This window comes from Stenotrophomonas sp. Marseille-Q5258, from assembly GCF_946900935.1.
In the GTDB taxonomy this organism is placed as follows: Bacteria; Pseudomonadota; Gammaproteobacteria; order Xanthomonadales; family Xanthomonadaceae; genus Stenotrophomonas; species Stenotrophomonas nematodicola.
In genome coordinates this window covers 77635-94636 of sequence record NZ_CAMPPN010000011.1, presented here as the reverse complement: position 1 = coordinate 94636, position 17002 = coordinate 77635, and the positions used below count along the sequence as shown (strand labels likewise).

Genomic DNA, 17002 nt, shown 5'->3' with positions numbered 1-17002 from the left:
CAAAGAAAAAGCCCGGCGGATGCCGGGCTTTTTCGTGGTGCGGTTCTGGATGGATCAGAACTTGTAGGTGATGCCCATGTACATGTAACGACCGATGCTGTCGTACAGGGCGGCACCGGCGTCGGCACCGAAGTAGTTCACCGGCGGATCCTTGTCGAACACGTTGTCCACGCCCACGTAGACGTCGATGCCCGAGTTCGGGAACTTATAGCCGACCTGCATGTTGTGGTACAGGTACGACGGGTTGCGGATCGGGCTCTGCGAACCCGGGTTGGAGTTGTAGCTGTCCGGGGTGACGCGCAGGTTGCCGTCGACGTAGGTCATGTCCCACGAAGCGCGCCAGTCACCACGCTTGTACGTGGTGGTGAACTGACCGCGCCAGCGCGGATCGGTGTAGTACGTGACGTATTCGGTGAACTCGTCCGGGAACGACTGGAAGGCCCACTCACGCGACTGGATCAGACGGGTGCCGACCAGGCGCATGGTGGTGAAGCCACCCAGCAGGTTGAAGCGGTAGTCCATTTCCAGGTCGACGCCGACGCGACGCGACTTGGCCAGGTTTTCCGAGATCGCGACCCAGTTGTAGATGCTGTATTCCGGGAACGCGGTGCCGGTCGGCGAGGTGTAGCCGCCCACCGGGGCGCGCTTGATGGAATCGCAGAACGGGTTGTTCTGCACGCCTCCGGGCGAATCCACGCAGCGGGTGGCCAGGGTCTGGGCGGAGACCGAACCGATCGCGTCGGTCAGGGTCACGCGCCAGTAGTCCATCGACATGCCGAAGCCTTCCAGGAACTCCGGCTGCCACACGAAGCCGAACGACAGGGTCTTGGCTTCTTCCGGCTTCAGGTTCGGATTGCCGCCGCTGACGCCCGGACGGTTGGCCGAGTAGGTGTCAACCCAGTTGGCCGGGATGCCCAGCGCGGCGCAGTTGGCAGCGCGCAGAGCCGGGTCCTTGGCGGTCGCCGGACGGTTGCTGTTGGTGCTGAGCGTGCTGCAGGGGTCGGCGATGGTCGCGAAGTTCTGCGACTGCGGGTTGTACAGCTCGCCGATGCTCGGGGCACGCACGGCGCTGGCGTAGGTACCACGCACGCGCAGGCTGCTCAGGATTTCCCAATCCAGGCCGACGTTCCAGGTCTTGGTGTCGCCGATGGAGTTGTAGTCCGACCAGCGGCCGGCCAGATCCAGGTTCAGTCGACGGATCAGCGGCAGGTCGGCCAGCAGCGGCACGGTGGTTTCCGCGAACACTTCCTTGACGTCGTACTCACCGCCGCGGCTCGGAATGGCGTTGAGGAAGGTCAGGCCCAGCGCCGACAGGGCGTCGGTGTTTTCCTGGCTCTGTTCCTTGCGGTACTCGACACCGCCGGCGAAGCCGACGTCGCCGGCCGGCAGCGAGAACAGCGAGTTGTTGGCGACCGAGGCGCTGAACACCTGCTGCTTCAGCTTGGACTGGTTCAGCGAACGGGTGTTGAACCACTCGGCCGCTTCCTTGGAAATGGCGCCGTTGCCGAAGACCGAGAACGGCACGCACCCGGCGATCAGAGCCTGGTTGTAGCGCTGCCCGGTGTTCGGGTTGATCGCGTTCGGGTCCAGCGAGGCACGGCAGACGACACGGCCGCTGGAATCCAGGGCGGTATCCATACCGGCGTGCCAACGCTCGTTGATGCGGTTGTTCAGGTTGATGCGGTCGATGGTGGTCTGGCCGAAGTTGGCCGACGCTTCATACGTCCACTCTTCGCCCAGGTTGCCTTCCAGGCCCAGCACGGCGCGGGTGGTCTGGCGTTCGATCTGCTCGCCGCGACGGCCGGCATCGACGTTGAAGCGGGCCAGGATCAGATTGCTTTCCGCGTTGTTGCTGTCGGTCGAGATCGCACGATTGGTGGTGCTGCCATCGGCGTTCGTCACGGTCACGCGGCGCGAATCCATCAGCGCGCGCAGATCGTTGGAGATGTACGCGTTGTCGCGGCGCAGACGCAGGCTGCTGTCGAACGCCGGCTGGCCGTAGAACTCCGACTCGGTCTTGGTGTACTTGCCTTCGAAGAACAGACGGTGGTTGTCGTTCAGTTCGAAGTTGAGCACGGTGTTGAAGCTGACGCGGTCGAACGACGGCTGCAGGTCGGCAACGGCGTTCAGGTCGGCGAAGTCGCAGTCCACGCAGCTGGTGGCGCTGACGATGGTGCCGTCGTAGCGGTTCTTGCGGAAGGTGCCGTCATCGTTGAACAGGTAACGGTTGGACGGGCTGAACGCCGTGGTGCGGGTGCCGGTACGCGAGATCGTCATCGGCCCCAGATCCATCGTACCGCCGTACGAGATGGAGTGGTTGCCACCCGGGCTGGCCAGGATGGTCTGCGGATTGCTTTCGCTCGGCGGCTTGGTGCGGTCGTAGTTCGGGTTCGGCACCGAGACCTGGTAGCGACGGCCGATTTCACGGTCGCCACGGCCGAAGCGGCCCTGCTTGCTGTATTCCAGCGCGATGGCGGCGCTGCCGCGGCCGTCGGCGAAGTCGCTGCCGCCGGAGAAGCTGACGAACGAGCGGTCGAAGCTGCCTTCGTCTGCCTGGCCCGCCTGGGCACGCAGCTCGAAGCCTTCGAAGCTCTTCTTCATGATGAAGTTGACCACGCCGGCCACGGCGTCGGCACCGTACACGGCCGAGGCGCCGCCGGTGATCACTTCAACGCGCTCGATCCATTCCACCGGGATCGTGTTGACGTCGACCGAGGTCGAGCCCGGGCTGGCGCCCACGTGGCGACGACCATTGACCAGCACCAGGGTACGCGACGGACCCATGCCGCGCAGATCCATCAGGCCCAGACCAGCGGTACCGATGAAGCGCGTCGAGTTGCCCAGCGAGTAGCTCGGGGTCAACTGCGGCATCTTGTTCATCAGGTCGCCGATGTTCAGCGCGCCCGTGCTGCGGATTTCCTCAGCGGTGATCGCCGTCACCGGCGACGGGGTCACAAAGCCGGTACGCGCGATGCGCGAGCCGGTTACGGTCACTTTGTCGAGGTCGATCGGGTTGGTGCCGGCTTCCTGCGCGAACGCGGGTGCCGAACCGGCGGCGACTGCCAGGCCGGCCAGCAGGGCGCTGGTCAGCGGGTGGCGGATGTGCCGGATGCTGTGGTTGGTCATCTATGAATCCCCTGGTGAAGTGAGACGGCCTCATTCCGTGGTGGCCGTTTTGTGTAGGTTCAGTCGCCGTCCTAGCGTCATTCGAACCTAACATGCAATTAACAAGAAATGTACATGACCATCACGCGAATGAACGAATCAAGCCCCTCGTTTTAAGAAAAGTGCAATAAATACAATCGCTTGGTTGTCATTACAGTTTGCTCATCCTGTCTTTATGAGTGAACTATGAATAGGTGACTTCGTGTCGTTTTGCGCAATCGGGCGGTTCGCCGACACAGTCCGACACAAAAAAAGGCCCCCGTCCGAAGACGGGGGCCTGGAGCGACACGGCAGCGTGGCCGGTCGGGTCCGGGTCAGTTGCTGCTCACGCCGAAGTCATACTTGGCCTGCACGTAGATGGCCCGGCCATACGGGTTGTACATGTAGGTGTTGTACGGCGAAGCGATGTTGCCCGCGTAGCTGTGGGCCTGGCCGTCGGGCATCTTGTTGAAGACGTTGTTGACCATCACCGACAGGGTCAGGTTGTCCAGTGCCCGGTAGTTCACGCTCAGGTTGTAGGTGGTGTAGGAGCCCCACTTGCCGGCCTTGTAGCCGGACGAATGGACGTAGTCGAAGCTCTCGCCCAGATAGGACATGTAGTTGGCCGTCTTGCCGATGTAGTTGAAGTACATCGTGGTCGTCCACTTGTCCTTGGCCCAGCCGACCGAGCCGTCGGTGCGCACCTTGGCGTACGCGTCGTAGTACCACATCGCGTAGGGGTCACGCAGCAGGTCCAGGTAGTTGTCGCCCGGCTGCGGCTGCAGTTCACGCTTCAGGATATTGGTGTAGTTGCTGGTGAACTGCAGGGAGCCGAAGCGGCCGATGTCCTGCACATACTTGAAGCTGGCGGTGACCGCCTGCAGGTTCTGGCGGGCCACGTTGAGCTTCGGGGTGAAGATCTGCTCCAGGTTGCCCGCCGCATCGCGGGTGATCCAATCGGCGACGTTGTCGCAGGTGGCCGACGTGGCGTTGTCCAGGTTGTTGCGGCAGTAATACTCCGCGCGCAGCAGCTGGTCCGAGCTGAGGTTGTCCACCTCGTTCTCGATCTTCCAGTTGTAGTAGTCCACCGACAGCGACAGGTTGCTCATCGGCGCCCATACGATGCCTGCGTTCCAGACATCGGCGGTGATCGGTTCCAGGTCAGGATTGCCGGCCTGGGTGCCGAACACCGATTCCTGCGCGTAGGGGCAGCCGACGGTATCGGCCGGGTCATAGCCGAGCTGGCCGCAGCGGTAGTAGTCCACCGCACCGTTGGCGTAGAAGCCGCTCTCACCCTGGAAGGCATCGGGCAGGGTCGGCGCGCGGAAGGCGGTGCCGTACTTGCCGCGGAACAGCAGGCTCTCGATCGGGCGGTACTCCACGCCGATGCTGTAGGTGGCCTTGTCGACGGTGTTGTCGGCGATCTTGAACGCGTCATAGCGCCCCGAGCCGGTCACGGTCAGCGATTCCAGCAGCGGCAGACGCAGTTCGGTGGTCAGCGCGTAGTTGCTGCGATGGCCGGCACCGGCCACCGAGGTGGTGCCCCACACCGTGCCATCCATCAGGCGCGCGTCGGGGGTGTAGTCCCAGCCTTCGCTGCCCGCTTCGGCCACCACGGCGAAACCGGCATCGCCGCCGGGAAGGGTGAACAGCGAACCGTTGGTGATCTGGAAGCGCCCCAGGTTCTGCCAGGTGCGGCTTTCACTGGTGGTAAAGCCGGTGAAGCTCTGGAAGTCGCCGGCCGGCAGCGTGGAGTAGAACGCGGTCCAGTTCGGGTTGTAGATGTTGTAGCCGTCATCGGTGGTGCCCAGCACCGGGCCCAGCACGCGGTCCTCGAAGTAGCTGTCGATCGCATCGGCCCAGCGCACGAAGCCACGTTCGGTCAGCTTGTACTCGCCACGGCTGAAGCTGGCGCTGTAGTCCCAGTTGCCGAACGTGCCGCGGCCGCCCAACGTGAACTGGTAGGCCTTGTTGCGGTCGGTGTTGAGGATGTCCTTGTAACCGTTGGGCCCGATGTCCTCCGGCGCGAACGCGCGCTGCAGGTTCATGTACTGATCGGTGCCCTGGTCGTAGAAGGCACCGAAGCTCAGGTCGCTGCCCCAGAAGGTGTAGCCCGAACCGGCGGTGTACTTGACCTCTTCCAGGCTGTACAGCGCATCGGCGAACAGCTCGAAGTTGTCGTTCACATCGAACGTCATCGAGCTGTAGAACTGGCTGCTTTCCTTGTCGTTCTTCAGCGTGCGGTAGCCGGCGCCATAGGCCGAGCCGCAGGACTCGCCGGAGGCACGGGTGCCCAGTACGGTGGTGCCGCCGAACTGCCCGGCAACGCTCGCGCAGCGGGTCGGGTCCATCATCACGAACCGGTTGCGGTCGGCAGGCAGGTACACCAGGAAGTCATTGGACGGCACCTGCGGGCTGTAACCGTGTGCATTGTTGGTGCGGGTCAGATCGCGCTGGTAGCCCCAGATCGGGCTGCTCTTTTCGTACTGCACGTTGACCAGTGCGTTGAAGCGGTCATCGGCGCTGTTGAAGCCCTTGGCCGCGCTGAAGCGGAAGTTGCTGCCGCCGCCCTCGGAGTAGGCGCCGCCACGGACGTTGAGCACGCCGCCGTCCATGCGCTCCTTGAGGATGATGTTGACCACGCCGGCGATCGCGTCCGAACCGTACAGCGAGGACTGGCCGCCCGGCAGGATTTCAATGCGCTCGACGATGTCGATCGGGATGCCGCTGAGGTTGTTGAAGGCGTCGCTGCCGTTGTACAGCGCCGGATACTGCAGCATCGGGCGGCCGTTGATCAGGTACTTGGTGTAGCCCGGATCCAGGCCGAACATGCCCGACGCCTCGGCGCCCTGGGTGAACGAGGCGGCGGTCTGCCCGCCCTGCAGGCCGCCGGTGGTCAGCGAGGACTGCTGCAGCACTTCGGCCACGCTGGTGAAGCCACGGGTCTGGATGTCTTCGGCGGTGACGGTCAGCACCGGGGTGTGCGTTTCGATCTGGGTCTGCGGAATGAGCGAACCGGTGACGGTGACGCGATCCAGGTTGGTCGCAGGCTCGTTGTCCTGCGCGAGGGCGCTGGCGCTGACAAACAGCAGGCCGGAGAGAACGGCGGCGGTGAGCGGGTGACGCGAAATCTTCAAACCTTGGCAGGACATGTGGATACCCGTGTTGTGGTGAAGTCGAAGCTTTCCCTTCCGTGGGGATGACACTCGGTTGTACGGACGGCTGTCAGGGAAAGTAACGCAGGCTTAACGTGGATGCCGCAGGGTTGTCAATTAATCGGCGCGAGTGAATGTGCGAGGCAGGTAAAAAAGCGGGTAAAAACAAGTGGTTGCGAATTCCATAAAAAATGCGATCTGCACCATCATGAGTGGCAAGTGAATTTACACGCAGTATTAACAATTGAGATTGATCGTCAGATCGAGTTTCACACCGCAAAAAAAAGCCCCGCCGAAGCGGGGCCCTGAAGCGGGGTTGACGCGGCGATTACTTGCCGAAGTCGTACTTCATCTGCGCGTACACGGCGCGGCCGTAGATGCTGTAGAAGGCGTTGTTGTACGGCGTGCCGGAGGTACCCGGGTAGCTGTACACCTGGCCTTCCGGCATCTTGTTGAACACGTTGTTGACCATCACCGACAGGGTCAGATCGTCCTGCGCGCGGTAGTTCACACTCAGGTTGTAGGTGGTGTACGAGCCCCACTTGCCTGCCGACTTGCCCGACGCGGGGTGGGTGTAGTCGTAACCGTTCAGACCGGCCAGGTAGTTCGGCGTCTTGCCGACATAGTTGGCGTAGGCGGTGGTGGTGAACTTGCCGATCGACCAGGCCACGGCGGCATCGCTGCGCACCTTGGCGTAGTTGTCGTAGTTCCACATCGCGATCGGATTGCCCAGCAGATCCTGGAAATCTTCACCCGGCTCGGACTGCACTTCACGCTTGAGCATGTTGGTGTAGTTGCCCGAGAACTGCAGCGCGCCGAAGCGGCCGATGTCCTGCAGGTACTTGAAGCCAACGGTCACGGCCTGCAGGTTCTGGCGCGCGACGTTCATCTTCGGCGTGTACAGGCTGCTCAGGTTGCCGGCGGCGTCGCGCACGACCCAGTCGGCCACGTTCTGGCAGCTGGCCGAGGCGGCGTTGGGCAGGCTGTTGCGGCAGTAGTACTCGGCCAGCAGCAGCTGGTCGGTGCTGGCCGTGTCGACTTCGTTCTCGATCTTCCAGTTGTAGTAGTCGGCGGAGATCGACAGGGTCGGCATCGGCGCCCACACCAGGCCGGCGTTCCACACGTCGGCGGTGATCGGCTCCAGGTCCGGGTTGCCGGCGCGCTCGGAGTACACCGAGACGCTGTTGTCGTAACGGCAGTCGGCGGTGTTGCCCGGGGTGTAGCCCAGCTGGCCGCAACGGTAGTAGTCGGTCGAGTTGTTGGCGTAGTAGCCGCTGGTGCCCTGGAAGGCATCGGACAGGGTCGGCGCGCGGAAGGCGGTGCCGTACTTGCCGCGGAACAGCAGGCTTTCAAGCGGACGGTATTCCAGACCCAGGCTGTAGGTGGCCTTGTCGACGGTGTTGTCGGCGATCTTGAACGCGTCATAGCGACCCGAGGCGGTCACCGTCAGCGATTCCAGCAGCGGCATGCGCAGCTCGGAGGTCACCGCGTAGTTGCTGCGGTGGCCGTTGCCGGCCACGGCCGACGAGCCCCATGCCTGGCCGTCCAGCAGGCGCTGGTCCGGGGAGTAGTCCCAGCCTTCGCTGCCGCCTTCGACGACGACCGCGAAGCCGGCGTCACCGCCCGGCAGCGAGAACAGCGAACCGTTGGTGACCTGCGCGCGGGCCAGGTTCTGCCAGGTGCGGCTGCGGTTGTGCGCGTAGCCGGTGAAGCTGGCGAAATCTTCCGGCGAGATCGCCGAGTAGAACGCGCCCCAGTTCGGGTTGTAGATGTCCCAGCCGTCGGCGGTGGTGCCCAGTACCGGACCCAGCACGTGCTCGGCGAAGTAGTTGTTGATCGGGTCCTTCCAGCGCATGAACTTGTTCTCGGTGAGCTTGTACTCACCGCGGGTGAAGCTGGCGCTGTAGTCCCAGTCGCCGAAGACACCCTTGGCACCCAGAGTCACCTGGTAGGAGCGGCTCTCATCGCTGTTGAGCACGTCCTTGTAGCCCTGGCCGCCGATGTCTTCCGGCGCGAAGGCGCGCTGCAGGTTGACCACCTTGCCCGAGGACTGGTCGTAGAAACCGCCCATCGTGCTCTTGGTGCCCCACCACAGGTAGTTCGAGCCGGAGGTGTATTCGGTCTTTTCCTTGCTGTACAGCACGTCGGCGAACAACTGCAGGTCGTCGTTGACGTCGAAGGTCATTGCCGAATAGAACTGGCCGCTGTCCTTGCCGTTCTTCACGGTCTTGTAGCCGGCGCCGTACACCGAGCCGCAGGACAGGCCCGAGGCGCGCGAACCCATCACGGTGGTGCCACCGAACTGGCCGGCGACGCTGGCGCAGTTGGTCGGATCCATCATGTACAGGCGGTTGGTGTCGGCGTCGATGACCGCGAAGTCGTTGCCCGGCACCTGTGCGGTGTAGCCGTTGGCATTGGTGGTCCTGGTCAGGTCGCGCTGGTAGCCCCAGATCGGGTTGCTCGACTCGATCTGCACGTTGACCAGTGCGTTGAAGCGGTCATCGAAGGCGCTGAAGCCGTGGGCCGCGCTGACGCGCAGGTTGTTGCCGCCGCCTTCGCTGTAGGTGCCGCCACGGACGGTGAGCGTGCCACCTTCCATGCGTTCCTTGAGGATGATGTTGACCACGCCGGCGATTGCGTCCGAGCCGTACAGGGAGGACTGGCCGCCCGGCAGGATTTCGATGCGCTCGACGATGTCGATCGGAATGCCGCTGATGTTGTTGAACGTATCGCCGCCGTTGTACAGCGCCGGGTACGACATCATCGGACGACCGTTGATCAGGTACTTGGTGTAACCCGGGTTCAGGCCGAACATGCCAGCCGCTTCGGCGCCCTGGGTGAACGAGGCGGAGGTCTGGCCGCCCTGCAGGCCGCCGGTGGTCAGCGAGGACTGCTGCAGCACTTCGGCCACGCTGGTGAAGCCGCGGGTCTGGATGTCCTGCGCGGTGATGGACATCACCGGGGTCTGGGTTTCGATATCGGTCTGCGGGATCAGCGAGCCGGTGACGGTGACTTTGTCCAGCGTCGTGGCCTGGTCCTGTGCCAGGGCCGGTGCGGCCGCGGTGGCGATCAGGGCAGAGAACAGTGCAGCAGCGAGGGTGTTGCGACGAGCAGTATTGCGTGGGTAATTCATTGATAGTCCATAGAGCAGATACGAATGCACGACGTCAATGATTCCCTCCCGAAAACGCGCAGAAAACGCTCAACGTGGTGCCAATCGACCGTAACATGAACTTAACGAAAATTGCATGGATTCGTAGCAATCGCGATTCTTAGTCAGGCACCGTCAAGGTTGTATAGTGTTGGGTTCCCCTGAAGCGTTTCCGGAGTGCCCGCAGTGAGTGCCAGCCAGTCTCGTCGTCCCCATGCCAGCCAGGTGCAGAAGGGGCTGACGCCGCATCCGCGCATCCGCAACGTGATCGCCGTTGGCTCGGGCAAGGGCGGTGTCGGCAAGTCCACCACGGCCGTCAACCTGGCGGTCGCACTGGCCCGTCTGGGCGCGCGCGTCGGCCTTCTGGACGCTGATATCTACGGCCCCAGCGTGCCGATGATGCTCGGCCTGAGCGGGCGCCCGGAGAGCCCGGACAACAAGTCGATCGAACCGCTGCGCGCGTTCGGCGTGGAGACGATGTCCATCGGCTACCTGATCGAGGACGAGACGCCGATGATCTGGCGCGGTCCGATGGCGACGTCGGCGATGACGCAGTTCTTCAACGACACGCTGTGGGACGACCTGGACTACCTGCTGATCGACCTGCCGCCGGGCACCGGCGACATCCAGCTGACGCTGACCCAGAAGATTCCGCTGGCCGGTGCGGTGATCGTCACCACGCCGCAGGATATCGCCACGCTGGATGCGAAGAAGGCGCTGAAGATGTTCGAGAAGGTCGAGGTGCCGGTGCTGGGCCTGGTCGAGAACATGGCCGTGCACACCTGCAGCAACTGCGGCCACGTCGAGCACCTGTTCGGCCAGGGCGGTGGCGAGCGCATGGCTGCGCAGTACGGCGTGCCGCTGCTCGGCTCGCTGCCGCTGGACATCGGCATCCGGGAGCAGGGCGACGCGGGCACCCCGATCGTCGCCGCCGCACCGGACTCGCCGGCCGCGCAGGCCTATCTGCGGGCGGCCGAACGGCTGGTGGAAGAGATGGGCAAGCGCCCGCGGGCCAGCATTCCGATCCTGTCCTCGCTGCTCTGACCGGCGCCGGGGCCGGCTGCTAGAATCGTGCCCGGCCCCGACCTGCCCCTTGCCCTTCAGGACCCCTACATGAGCATCAAGAGTGACCGCTGGATCCGCCAGATGGCCGAACAGCACGGCATGATCGAGCCGTTCGAATCCGGCCAGGTCAAGCAGGCCAATGGCGAGCGCATCGTCAGCTACGGCACCTCCAGCTACGGTTACGACGTGCGCTGCTCGCGCGAGTTCAAGGTGTTCACCAACATCAATTCCACCATTGTCGACCCGAAGCACTTCGATCCGGGCAGCTTCGTGGACATCGTCGGCGACGAGTGCATCATTCCGCCGAACAGCTTCGCGCTGGCCCGCACCGTGGAGTACTTCCGCATTCCGCGCGACACGCTGGTGGTGTGCCTGGGCAAGAGCACCTACGCGCGCTGCGGGATCATCGTCAATGTGACCCCGCTGGAGCCGGAGTGGGAAGGCCATGTCACCCTTGAATTCAGCAACACCACGCCGCTGCCGGCGCGCATCTATGCCAACGAAGGCGTGGCGCAGATGCTGTTCTTCCAGGCCGACAGGGACGATATCTGCGAGACCTCCTACAAGGATCGCGGCGGCAAGTACCAGGGCCAGACCGGCGTGACCCTGCCGCGCACCTGAGCGGCAGGTCGGCTCTCTACCCCCCCGTAAACGAAAAAAGCGCGGAGCAACCCGCGCTTTTTCCGTTCATCGCCGCCGCATTACTTGCCGCGGCCGAACAGCAGCCCGATGCCCACCGCCACCAGGATCACCGGCCACCAGGTGAGGATCAGGCGGCCCATGTTCATGTTGGTCCAACCCAGGTTGCTGGCCAGCAGGAACAGGCCCACCAGGATCAGGACGATGGCGGCAATCAGGTTCGAACGCATCAGGGCAGGGTCCGTCAGGAGTGGGCCGGATATCCTAGCCGTTCCTTCCAGTACGCGACACGCTCGGCAAGCACGTCCGGATCGTGACGGTGGGCCTGGCCGTGGCCCCAGACGGGCCCGGGCCACGCCGGATCGCCGACGTGGCGGCCGATGACGTGGAAATGCAGCTGGCGGACGATATTGCCCAGCGCGCCGATGTTGATCTTCTCCACGCCGTCGGTGCCTTTGAGGGCCTTGCAGGCCCGGTTCAACTCGGTGCGCAGCTTGTCCTGCTGCTCGCCGTCCAGCTCGATCCATTCGGTGATGCCGGCCAGGCGCGGCACCAGGATCAACCACGGGTACCGCTCGTCGTTCATCAGCCGCACTTGCGACAACGGCCCTTCTGCTACCAGTACGCTATCGGTGGCCAGGCGTGAATCCAGTTCGAACTCGCTCATCCAAGATGCTCCGCAAAGAAGTCCAGGGTGCGTTCCAGCGCCAGTGCGGCGCTGTCTGGATCATACGCATGTCCGACATTGCGGTTGAAGGCGTGGTCGGCCGGGTAGACGAAGGTGGCCATCTGCGGCAGCTTCTCGCGGTGGGCCTTGATCGCCTCCGGCGGGATGCTCCTGTCCTGGGCACCGAAGTGGAACATCACCGGTGCCTTGGCCGTTTCGTCGAGGAACTGCACGTTGCGTGCGCCGTAGTAGCTGACCGACGGCAGGCCCAGGCGCAGCGCGGCCAGCAGCGCGATGCTGCCGCCCCAGCAGTAACCCACGGTACCGACCCTGCCGGCCGGGGCCAGCCGCGAGGCGGCGGCGCGGACGACTTCCAGGGCCTTCTCCACCCCCAGGGCGGTGACCCGCTCCAGCCCCCGTTTCACGCCATCCGGGTCGTAGGGCAGGGTGTCGGGATCGGCGGCCGGGCCGTCGACCAGGTCGAAGAAGGACGGTGCCAGCACCGCATAGCCTTTGGCGGCGAAGCCTTCGGCCACTTCGCGGATGTGCGCGTTGGCACCGAAGATCTCCTGGATGACCACCAGCCCGCCACGGGGCTTGCCGTCCGGTTCGGCCTGCCAGGCGCGGACCGGGCCGTGATGCGTATCGAGCGTGACCCACTCACCCATGATGCGAGACTCCCGTTGCTGAAGTGCGTCATTATCGGCCCCGCACCGGTTAGCGCGGTGTCGCCGGTCATGCCGGGTCTGGCGGCTTCGCCCGCGATCCGGTTCAGGGCTGGGCGTGCAACGCCGGTATACTTGCCGCCGTTTCCGGCCCCAGGTCATTCCGACCCAGGCCCCCAGAGTCCTGATCCATGTCCCAGCTGAACCCCAAAGTCGGCTTCGTCAGCCTTGGCTGCCCGAAGGCCCTGGTCGATTCCGAGCGCATCCTCACCCAGCTGCGGTCCGAGGGCTACGACATTGTGCCGTCCTACGACTCGGCCGATGTGGTGGTGGTCAACACCTGCGGCTTCATTGATTCGGCGGTGACCGAATCGCTGGATGCGATCGGCGAGGCGATGAACGCCAACGGCAAGGTGATCGTCACCGGCTGCCTGGGCAAGCGCCCCGAGCAGATCCGGGAGGCCTACCCGAACGTGCTGGCGGTGTCCGGCCCGCAGGACTACACGAGCGTGATGGAGGCGGTGCACGCCGCGCTGCCGCCCAGGCACGACCCGTTCGTGGACCTGGTGCCCGACTACGGCATCAAGCTGACCCCGCGCCACTACGCGTACCTGAAGATTTCCGAGGGCTGCAACCACACGTGCAGCTTCTGCATCATTCCCTCGATGCGCGGCAAGCTGGTCTCGCGCCCGGTCGACGAGGTGCTGCGCGAAGCCGAGCGGCTGGTGCGCGGCGGCGTCAAGGAACTGCTGGTGGTGTCCCAGGACACCTCGGCCTACGGCGTGGACGTGAAGTACGCCGAGCGCATGTGGCGCGACAAGGCTTACCAGACCCGTCTGAAAGCCCTGTGCGAAGGCCTGTCCGAACTGGACGCCTGGACCCGCATGCACTACGTGTACCCGTACCCGCACGTGGACGAGATCGTGCCGTTGATGGCCGAGAACCGGATCCTGCCGTACCTGGACATCCCGTTCCAGCATGCCAGCCCGCGCATCCTCAAGCTGATGAAGCGCCCCGGCGCGGTCGACAAGACCCTCGAGCGCGTGCAGCGCTGGCGCCAGCTGTGCCCGGACATCACCGTGCGCTCGACCTTCATCGTCGGCTTCCCCGGCGAGACCGAGGCCGAGTTCGAGGACCTGTTGTCGTTCCTTGACGAAGCGCAGCTGGATCGCGTGGGCGCCTTCGCGTACTCGCCGGTTACGGGTGCCACCGCCAACACTCTGCCCGACCCGGTGCCCGAGGAAGTGAAGCAGGAGCGCCTGGCCCGCTTCATGGCCCGCCAGGCCGAGATTTCCGCGGCGCGCCTGGAGGCCAGGATCGGCACTGTGCAGCAGTGCCTGGTGGATGTGATCGAGGACGGCATCGCCGTGGCGCGCTCGAAGGCCGATGCACCGGAAATCGATGGTCTGGTGCACATCCAGAATGCCGACGAGGCGCGTCTGCGCGTGGGCCAGTTCGTGGACGTGGAAATCACCGAAAGCGACGAGCACGACCTGTACGGCGATGCGCTGATCGACGAAGACGCGGCCAAGACGCGGCTCGACATCAAGGTGCTGTGACCGACGCGGCCGCCCGCGAGGCGGTTGGCCGCCGGCGTTTCCTTGCGCCGGCGCGTGCACAGGTGGACCGGGCGTGCTTCGGTCACCCCCTGTTTACGGCATACGCGGCCTACGAAGATCTGATGGTGGCCGGTGACTGGCCGGCCATCGATGCCCTGGACGTCCGCCTGGCGCTGCCGGGCAGGCAACTGGTCGAGCAGGATGACGCCTTGCTCGCCGATGGACTGCATTACGAGCAGCGCATTGCGCAAGGCCGTATCGCGACTCGTCCGTGCAACTGGCATGACCTGTTCAATGCGCTGGTCTGGGCGCGCTATCCGCAGATCAAGCACGCGCTCAACGCGCGCCAATGCCGTGACCTCCATCGCGATGCGCCGGGAGGGCGGACGCGCGCACAGGCCGCGCTGACCCAGTTCGATGAGACCGGTGTCGTCGTCCGGGTGCGCGATGCGGCACTGGCAGGCGCGTGGGACCGGCATGACTGGGATGCGCTGTTCGTGCAAGGTGCCGACGCATGGCGCAACGGTGATATTGCCGTGGCCGCAGTGTTCGGCCATGCCCTCATGGAGCAGGCATTGCTGCCCGGGCGGCGGCTGGTGGGCAAATGCCTGCTGACAGAAGCCGAAGACGATGCGCAGGCGGTGGCGCAGGTGGCGCAGGCCATCATGCACGGCGAACGGCTGTGCGACCCGCTGGACCTGCGACCGCTGCCGCTGATGGGCATCCCGGGTTGGCATGGGCTGCAGGATGCGGCGTTCTACCGCCAGGTCGACTACTTCAGGCCACGGCGCGAGGGCAGGACGTACCCGCCGATCAACGGGCGGACTACTCCACCCCGTGCGCTCCATACGCCACCGCCAGAACCGCAAATCCGGTCCGGCCGCTCGGCAGCTCCACCTCGAACTCGTCGTCCACGCGCTTCCTGAGCAGCGCACGCGCCAGCGGCGAATCGATGCTGATCCAGCCTGCACCCGCATCGGTCTCGTCCGGTCCCACGATGCGATAGCGGCTGACATCGCCGCTGTCCACATTCTCCAGGTCCACCCACGCGCCAAAGAACACCGCCTGCGGATCGCTCGGAACGGTATCAACCACCCGCAGCGACTCGAGCCGCTTGGTCAGGTAGCGCACGCGGCGGTCGATCTCGCCCAGCTGCTTCTTGCGGTAGGTGTACTCGGCGTTCTCCGAACGGTCGCCTTCGGCCGCAGCGGCCGCCAGCGCCTTGACCACCTCCGGCCGGCGCACCCGCCACAGATCGTCCAACTCGGCCTTCAGCCGCTGGTGGCCCTGCGCGGTGATCAGGGCCGTACTCTTTTCCGCAGGGGGACGCCAACGCGACATCAGGTCTTCTTTCGTGGTGAGGTGACGCGGTTCAACGCTTGCCGCCGAAGATGCCGCCGAGGATGCCGCGCACGATCTGGTTGCCGAGCCTGGTGCCGACGGTGCGCGTTGTCTGCTTGGCCATCGTTTCGATCATGCCCTGGCGGCGCTTGGTGCCGAAGATCGCATCCTTGATCGACTGGCCGAAGCCGCCGGCCTGGGCGTCGTCCTGCTCGCGCGTGCGGGCTTTGGGGGCATCGGCCTGCTGCACCGCCTTCTGCGCGCGCTGGGCCAGCAGTTCGGCGGCCGACTCGCGGTTGATGGCGGTGTCGTAGCGGCTGCCCACCGGGCTGCCGGCGCGTACCTGGGCGCGTTCGGTCTCGGTGATGGTGCCCATGCGGCAGCGTGGCGGCGCGATCAGGGTCTGCTGCACGGGCGAGGGGATGCCCTTGTCCTGCAACGTGGAGACCAGCGCCTCGCCGGTGCCGAGTCTGGCCAGCGTGGCGGCGACATCGAGCTTGGGATTGGGGACGAAGGTCTCGGCTGCCACCTTCACCGCCTTCTGGTCGCGCGGGGTGAAGGCACGCAGCGCATGCTGCACGCGGTTGCCGAGCTGCCCGAGGATGTTGGCCGGGACGTCGTCGGGGAACTGCGAACAGAAGTACACGCCCACGCCCTTGGAGCGGATCAGCCGCACTACCTGCTCGATCCGCTGCACCAGCGCCGGCGGCGCGTCGTCGAACAGCAGGTGCGCCTCGTCAAAGATGAAGACCAGCTTGGGCTTGTCCAGATCACCCACCTCCGGCAGCGTTTCGAACAGCTCCGACAGCAGCCACAGCAGGAACGTCGAATACAGCCGCGGCTTGAGCACCAGCTGGTCGGCGGCGAGGATGCCGATCACGCCGCGGCCGTCGTGATTGACCCGCATCAGGTCGGCCAGCTCCAGCGCCGGTTCGCCGAAGAACGCTTCGCCACCGTCCTGCGACAGGCGCAGCAGTGAGCGCTGGATGGCGGCCACGGTCTGCGCACTGACCAGGCCATAGTCAGTGGAAATGTCCTTGCGCTCCTCGGCGACCAGGCCGAGCAGGGCGCGCAGGTCGTCCAGGTCGAGCAGCAGCAGACCACGGTCGTCGGCCAGCTTGAACACGATGTCCAGCACGCCGGCCTGTGTGTCGTTGAGTTCCAGTATCCGCGCCAGCAGGGTCGGGCCCATCTCGCTCACGGTGGTGCGCACCGGGTGACCGAGCTTGCCGTACAGATCCCAGAAAATCGCCGGGCTGGCAGCCGGGGCGTAGTCGGCCACGCCGATGTCGTGGGCACGCTGCAGCAGCGCATCGCCGCCCGCGCCGCCGACGGCGAGGCCGGATACGTCGCCCTTCACATCGGCCAGGAACACCGGCACCCCCAGCCGCGAAAAGCCTTCGGCCAGGGTCATCAGGGTCACGGTCTTGCCGGTGCCGGTGGCGCCGGCCACGAGTCCGTGGCGGTTGCCGAGTCGCGGCAGCAGGGTGACCGGAATGTCGTCGGTGATGCCTTTGCCGAGCAGAATCGGGTTCATGGTCAACTCGTTGTGTGAATGCGCGGGATTGCAGACAGTGGCGGCAGGCGCGGCGATGAGCGGGTTGCCCCGATGCGAT

The 17002-nt window shown here is 64.9% G+C and carries 12 protein-coding genes; 4 read left to right on the top strand and 8 right to left on the bottom strand.

Annotation, left to right across the window (positions count from 1 at the left end):
- Nucleotides 1-54: 54 nt before the first annotated feature.
- From OC534_RS09105 to OC534_RS09095, 3 genes are all read right to left on the bottom strand, one after another.
- On the bottom strand, nt 55-3126 hold the full coding sequence (locus OC534_RS09105) for a TonB-dependent receptor (protein WP_017354317.1): 3072 nt from the start codon (nt 3124-3126) through the stop codon (nt 55-57).
- Nucleotides 3127-3479: 353 nt separating this feature from the next.
- Nucleotides 3480-6296 (bottom strand): TonB-dependent receptor, encoded by a 2817-nt coding sequence (locus tag OC534_RS09100; protein ID WP_026070475.1) that lies wholly within the window; start codon nt 6294-6296, stop codon nt 3480-3482.
- A gap of 331 nt (nt 6297-6627) precedes the next feature.
- The gene (locus tag OC534_RS09095) at nt 6628-9432 is read right to left on the bottom strand and encodes a TonB-dependent receptor (protein ID WP_017354315.1); all 2805 of its coding nucleotides are present in this window, start codon (nt 9430-9432) and stop codon (nt 6628-6630) included.
- Nucleotides 9433-9636: 204 nt separating this feature from the next.
- Here OC534_RS09095 and apbC point away from each other — a divergent pair, with 204 nt between their 5' ends.
- Nucleotides 9637-10494 (top strand): iron-sulfur cluster carrier protein ApbC, encoded by an 858-nt coding sequence (gene apbC, locus OC534_RS09090; RefSeq protein ID WP_017354314.1) that lies wholly within the window; start codon nt 9637-9639, stop codon nt 10492-10494.
- Nucleotides 10495-10563: 69 nt separating this feature from the next.
- Entirely contained in the window at nt 10564-11136 is a 573-nt protein-coding gene (gene dcd, locus OC534_RS09085) for a dCTP deaminase (RefSeq protein ID WP_017354313.1), read from the top strand.
- A gap of 80 nt (nt 11137-11216) precedes the next feature.
- Here dcd and OC534_RS09080 read toward each other — a convergent pair whose 3' ends face one another.
- Genes OC534_RS09080 through OC534_RS09070 form a run of 3 tightly spaced genes read right to left on the bottom strand, consistent with a single transcriptional unit; the run spans nt 11217 to nt 12489 of the window.
- Complete coding sequence (locus OC534_RS09080) at nt 11217-11384, bottom strand: DUF5668 domain-containing protein (RefSeq protein ID WP_017354312.1); 168 nt, start codon at nt 11382-11384, stop codon at nt 11217-11219.
- 14 nt (nt 11385-11398) lie between these two features.
- The gene (locus OC534_RS09075; RefSeq protein WP_017354311.1) at nt 11399-11821 is read right to left on the bottom strand and encodes an HIT family protein; all 423 of its coding nucleotides are present in this window, start codon (nt 11819-11821) and stop codon (nt 11399-11401) included.
- The gene (locus OC534_RS09070; protein ID WP_017354310.1) at nt 11818-12489 is read right to left on the bottom strand and encodes a dienelactone hydrolase family protein; all 672 of its coding nucleotides are present in this window, start codon (nt 12487-12489) and stop codon (nt 11818-11820) included. The genes OC534_RS09075 and OC534_RS09070 overlap by 4 nt, the downstream gene beginning before the upstream one ends.
- A gap of 188 nt (nt 12490-12677) precedes the next feature.
- On the opposite strand from OC534_RS09070, the gene rimO reads away from it, so the two are divergent.
- Together rimO and OC534_RS09060 are read left to right on the top strand one after the other, a co-directional pair.
- Nucleotides 12678-14045, top strand: coding sequence for a 30S ribosomal protein S12 methylthiotransferase RimO (rimO, locus tag OC534_RS09065; protein ID WP_153165193.1), 1368 nt, complete (start codon nt 12678-12680; stop codon nt 14043-14045).
- Entirely contained in the window at nt 14042-14971 is a 930-nt protein-coding gene (locus OC534_RS09060; RefSeq protein WP_017354308.1) for a DUF3025 domain-containing protein, read from the top strand. Before rimO ends, OC534_RS09060 begins: the two co-directional genes overlap by 4 nt.
- Here OC534_RS09060 and greB read toward each other — a convergent pair.
- Together greB and OC534_RS09050 are read right to left on the bottom strand one after the other, a co-directional pair.
- On the bottom strand, nt 14871-15386 hold the full coding sequence (gene greB / locus OC534_RS09055; RefSeq protein WP_017354307.1) for a transcription elongation factor GreB: 516 nt from the start codon (nt 15384-15386) through the stop codon (nt 14871-14873). The two genes, OC534_RS09060 and greB, sit on opposite strands and share 101 nt — an antisense overlap.
- Nucleotides 15387-15417: 31 nt before the next feature.
- Nucleotides 15418-16980, bottom strand: a complete 1563-nt coding sequence (locus tag OC534_RS09050; RefSeq protein ID WP_262071702.1) for a DUF853 domain-containing protein — start codon at nt 16978-16980, stop codon at nt 15418-15420.
- Between the last annotated feature and the right edge of the window lie 22 nt (nt 16981-17002).

Excerpts from the sequence above, each read along its gene's own strand:
- OC534_RS09105 (WP_017354317.1), bottom strand. The coding sequence starts at position 3,126 with ATGACCAACCACAGCATCCGGCACATCCGCCACCCGCTGACCAGCGCC.
- OC534_RS09100 (WP_026070475.1), bottom strand. The coding sequence starts at position 6,296 with ATGTCCTGCCAAGGTTTGAAGATTTCGCGTCACCCGCTCACCGCCGCC.
- OC534_RS09095 (WP_017354315.1), bottom strand. The coding sequence starts at position 9,432 with ATGAATTACCCACGCAATACTGCTCGTCGCAACACCCTCGCTGCTGCA.
- dcd (WP_017354313.1), top strand. The coding sequence starts at position 10,564 with ATGAGCATCAAGAGTGACCGCTGGATCCGCCAGATGGCCGAACAGCAC.
- OC534_RS09080 (WP_017354312.1), bottom strand. The coding sequence starts at position 11,384 with ATGCGTTCGAACCTGATTGCCGCCATCGTCCTGATCCTGGTGGGCCTG.
- OC534_RS09075 (WP_017354311.1), bottom strand. The coding sequence starts at position 11,821 with ATGAGCGAGTTCGAACTGGATTCACGCCTGGCCACCGATAGCGTACTG.
- OC534_RS09070 (WP_017354310.1), bottom strand. The coding sequence starts at position 12,489 with ATGGGTGAGTGGGTCACGCTCGATACGCATCACGGCCCGGTCCGCGCC.
- rimO (WP_153165193.1), top strand. The coding sequence starts at position 12,678 with ATGTCCCAGCTGAACCCCAAAGTCGGCTTCGTCAGCCTTGGCTGCCCG.
- greB (WP_017354307.1), bottom strand. The coding sequence starts at position 15,386 with ATGTCGCGTTGGCGTCCCCCTGCGGAAAAGAGTACGGCCCTGATCACC.